This window comes from Cyclonatronum sp. (genome assembly GCF_022565315.1).
Classification (GTDB): Bacteria; Bacteroidota; Rhodothermia; order Balneolales; family Cyclonatronaceae; genus Cyclonatronum.
Window position 1 is genome coordinate 1 of the sequence record NZ_JAIUMX010000181.1, and the last position, 3,951, is coordinate 3,951.

Annotated in this window: 3 protein-coding genes and 1 pseudogene; all 4 read right to left on the reverse strand. The window is 53.3% G+C overall.

From position 1 onward, the window contains the following. Positions 1–371: pseudogene (locus LAT75_RS15275) on the reverse strand (SAM-dependent methyltransferase); the annotation flags it as partial. A 20-nt stretch (positions 372–391) separates the two neighbouring features. After that, positions 392–1,642: a glutamate-cysteine ligase family protein gene (locus LAT75_RS15280; RefSeq protein WP_291483651.1), complete on the reverse strand. Its 1,251-nt coding sequence runs from the start codon at positions 1,640–1,642 to the stop codon at positions 392–394. Next, positions 1,642–3,108: a RimK family protein gene (locus tag LAT75_RS15285; RefSeq protein ID WP_291483653.1), complete on the reverse strand. Its 1,467-nt coding sequence runs from the start codon at positions 3,106–3,108 to the stop codon at positions 1,642–1,644. The genes LAT75_RS15280 and LAT75_RS15285 overlap by 1 nt, the downstream gene beginning before the upstream one ends. Next, the gene (locus LAT75_RS15290; protein ID WP_291483655.1) at positions 3,108–3,815 is read right to left on the reverse strand and encodes a C39 family peptidase; all 708 of its coding nucleotides are present in this window, start codon (positions 3,813–3,815) and stop codon (positions 3,108–3,110) included. Before LAT75_RS15290 ends, LAT75_RS15285 begins: the two co-directional genes overlap by 1 nt. Between the last annotated feature and the right edge of the window lie 136 nt (positions 3,816–3,951).

The window sequence follows — 3,951 nt, forward strand, 5'->3', positions numbered from 1 at the left end:
AGGTCGTCTGCTGCGATATCGAGGCAGCGGAACTCAATCTTCTCGCTGCTAAACTTTTCCTTGTTTCGCGCGATAAGCTCATTCACAATATCCGCGGCGATGTACTTTCGGGTATGCGCTGCCAGCTCCTTGCCAATGTTAAAATCGCCGCAGCCAAGGTCGCACACGACAAGCGGATCCTCAAATGATTTCAAAAACGAGGTAACAACCTCCACATAGGGTTCCGCGATTTCAGGATGATGTGAGCCGGAACCTGAGTAAAAATCATACCCGCTGCCTCCCCAAAGCTTGTTTGCATAAATTTGCCGCATGGCGTCTTTGGTCGGCCAGGGCTTTTTTGCTTTTTTTGTAGTTTTTGGGTGCTTACTCATTCGCGCTACCGGCAGTATCCTCAGGGCAGAAAAAGCCCGTTGCTTTCGAGGCAGTCGCAGAGTTTGCCGTAAACGGACTTCAGGTCGGCCTTTGAAAAAGGCTGCGGCAGGGCTTTGAGGATGCGGCGGCCGAGCGGACCGTGCCGGAACATCAGCGCAAGTGTTTCATGATGTTCTTTTGTGAAGAGGGCTGAATCTTTTACTTCATCATACAGATGCTGCCAAAGCTGTCCGGCACTAAGTGCTGTTTTGTCTGAGCCGAACAGGCGGAGGTATCGGGGATCTGAGATTTCCGCCTTTTCTGCATGGGTTGCGGTACTCATGAGGATTTCATACAGATCTTTTTCGTGCCATTTTTTTTGCTCCTCAACACTGCTCCATCTTTCTTCTGTAAGCGCCTGCGTTACGGCAGTGAACAGGGCAAGAATGGCCAGGTCAGCCTTCGGGCACTCCTGAATGTCGATCACCCGGACCTCAATCGCGCCGCGGTCGAAGCGCGCCATTACCCCGCGGGAATTCAGCCATTCCTCCTGCAGAATGCCGTCCGGGTCGAGCGGGGCCACATCCCGATACATGGGGCCGAAAATGTGCTCGTAGCAGGCGTCGCGGCTGAAGTGCGCCTCCGGAATGATCAGCCCGGCAACGGAGGGGATGCGGTCGGAGTTGGTGCGGTACACTTCCATGCGGTAATCGAGGAAGGGCTTCTGTTCGCCGCCGGCGATGGGGGAGCATGCGGAAAGCGCGGGCAGCAGGGGGGTGAGAATCCGCAGCGCCGCGTTCAGTTTTCCGAACTCCTGATCGCCGTCGAAAGGCAGGTTCAGGTGTGTGCTTTGCAGGTTCACCCAGCCATGACCCCGGCAGTCGAAGATGCGGTTGTAGGCTTCGTAGATCGGGTTGTACTCATGCGGCCAAAGCTTCATTTCGGTGAAGGGATCCATCCACGGATGCATCGCACCGGGCATCAGCCGGGCATTCATGCCGGCTAATATCTCATTGATTTTGGAAACCTCCGCCTGAAAGCCTTCACTCAGGCCCTGAAATCCCGCAGCCGGCCCGTCGGTTTTGATCTCAATGACGTGCATCACCAGTTCATTGCTCCAGGCCAGTGCGCCCCTTGAAACTTCGCTCGTGATTTCCCCTGCGATGGTTTCCAGTATTTTATCACTCACTGGCAGCACATCCAGCGTGTCTTTATCCACAATCATGTACTCCATCTCCACCCCGTAGCCGTCAAAAAGATGGAGCGGTCTTTTGGTCTGAATCTGTATCATTATTTCACGCTCCGTTCTTTCTTCCGTTCGATACGGATCAATATTTCCTGCATGATTATTTTGTAAAGTTCGTCCTTCAGTACAAAATCTTCACAGCCGGAATCAATGCTTGGGTTGTCGTTGATTTCAATCAGATAAACCTGCCCGTTCACTTCCTTCAGATCCACTCCGTAGAGGCCGTCACCGATAAATGCGGCAGATTTCAGGGCGACTTCCACAACCTGTGCCGGTGCCTGATCTACCGGCAGCGTATCCACCCGGCCGGTATGCGTTTTTCCGTCGCCGGCGTGCTCGTAAATCTGCCAGTGCTTCCGGGCCATGTAGTAGCGGCACACGTAAACCGGCTTTCGGTTGATAATCCCGACACGCCAGTCGAAGGAAGTCGGGATGAATTCCTGCACAATCAGCAGATCCGAGTTTTCGAAAAGCTGAGCGGTGGTGAGCTCAAACTCCGATGCATTATCAACCTTTACAACGCCAACCGAAAACGAGCTGTCCGGCTGTTTGATGATGCAGGGAAACCCGAGCTTTTCAGCAACCATCCCCCTGTTTTCCGGACTGATAATCAGCGTTTTGGGAGCCGGGATTTTGTGTTTTTTGATGAGCTCTGCGAGATAAACCTTGTTGGTGCATTTCAGGATGGATTCAGGATCGTCAATCACTACCAGCCCTTCTGCGGCGGCGCGGCGGGCGAGCCGGTAGGTATGATGGTTCACGCTCGTGGTTTCCCGGATAAAGAGGGCGTCGAATTCATTTAGTCGGGCGTAGTCATCTTTGGTGATCAGCTCTACATAAAAGTCGAGCGATTCTGCTGCGCGGATGAACCGCTGAATCGCTTTTTCATCGCTGGGTGGCATTTTCTCCTCCGGGTTCACCAGAATCGCCAGGTCGTAGCGCGAATTCCTGGGGGAGGTCGCAGTGCTTTTCTTCCGGAAATAGTCCTGAGCGGCTTCCACCACAAAAGGGTGATGCTCTTTGGGAATATCATTCGCGGCAATGTGGTTGATGGATTTCAGCAGCCATTCGCCGTCTTTCCGCACAAACTCCGCCCGCAGCAGCGGCGCCTGAAAATGCTGGAACAAACGGCTGCACAGGCGGGCATACCGCTTGGCAAGGTTCTTGCCAAAATAAATGCTGAGGGTGAACTGATCGCCCTGAATGGGCTTCATGCTGGACTGAATGAGGCGGTCGAGCTCTTCAGAAACAATGCGGATGATCGACTGCGACTTGAGGTCCTGAATGGCAAGTACGCTGGGGATGGGTTTGTGACCGCGTGCGCTCGCCAGCAGCGACACGTAATAGCCGGTTGACTGATACCGGTAGCTCCTGCACAAATTGTAGAGCTTCACGGAGCCGAGGGTGGAAAAATGTTCGTCGGTGAGGTATTCTTTCGCGGATACGACCTGAACCCCGGGGATTTGTAACGACCAGTTTTTGGGGTTGTTTACAACAACAAGCTGCTGCATTATTTTTTGGGAGATTTTTTGGGTGAAATGATGATGAGGTTTGCATCATAGGTTACGATGCCGAGAAGGATGGCGTTTATTACGCGGTCGATTTTAAGCTGATACTGAAGCCCGTCGCCGAAGGGGTTCACCATAAGCGGATCGGCTATGGCAACCATTTTGGTTTCGGGCTCATAGCCATGAAGCACCACAAAATGACCGGAAGGCTCTCCGCGAAGGTCATCGTATTTCAGGTCGGGGCCGTATTCCCGCTTGCTTCCGTACAGATAGGTGGCGCTGAGCCCGGCAATAACGGGCTGCTTTTTCTTAAGGTACCTGCGAAGAATAGACGGCCGCAGGTCTTCAAACCGAAGCTTGCCGCCCAGTTCCAGAAACTCGAGGTAGGCCGCGGTAGCCGAAACAAGTTTCTTATCATTCTTGAAGGCCAGCTGCTGCCTGAGTTTGCTGTGGATGTCGGCGGCCTCCAGGCCGAACCAGCTGGGATCGAACACGTGCAGGTTATAGGTATAAATGGTGGCCTTGTACCCGCGCTTAAGGGCATCTACAGCCAGCCATGCCCCAAGCGTGCCGCCATCTTCAAGCTGCAAGACATCACTGATAACTGACGAAAGCGCAACAGGATCGTTGTAATACTCATAAATGGTGTGCAGGCTTGTGGGTCCGCAGGTCGTTTCATCGGGCTGCGGTTTAATCGGAACAGGGAGCATCAGAACGGGGCTGGTTTGGGATGGATCGGCAAACACCTATGTTACCCGATTTTGATATCATTGTAAACAAAGCTGAAGGCAGTGGACAGGAATATTTGCCGGAGTAAATCAGCATTTGCTGGCACAGGGGCGTGGG

Excerpts from the sequence above, each read along its gene's own strand:
- LAT75_RS15280 (WP_291483651.1), bottom strand. The coding sequence starts at position 1,642 with ATGATACAGATTCAGACCAAAAGACCGCTCCATCTTTTTGACGGCTAC.
- LAT75_RS15285 (WP_291483653.1), bottom strand. The coding sequence starts at position 3,108 with ATGCAGCAGCTTGTTGTTGTAAACAACCCCAAAAACTGGTCGTTACAA.
- LAT75_RS15290 (WP_291483655.1), bottom strand. The coding sequence starts at position 3,815 with ATGCTCCCTGTTCCGATTAAACCGCAGCCCGATGAAACGACCTGCGGA.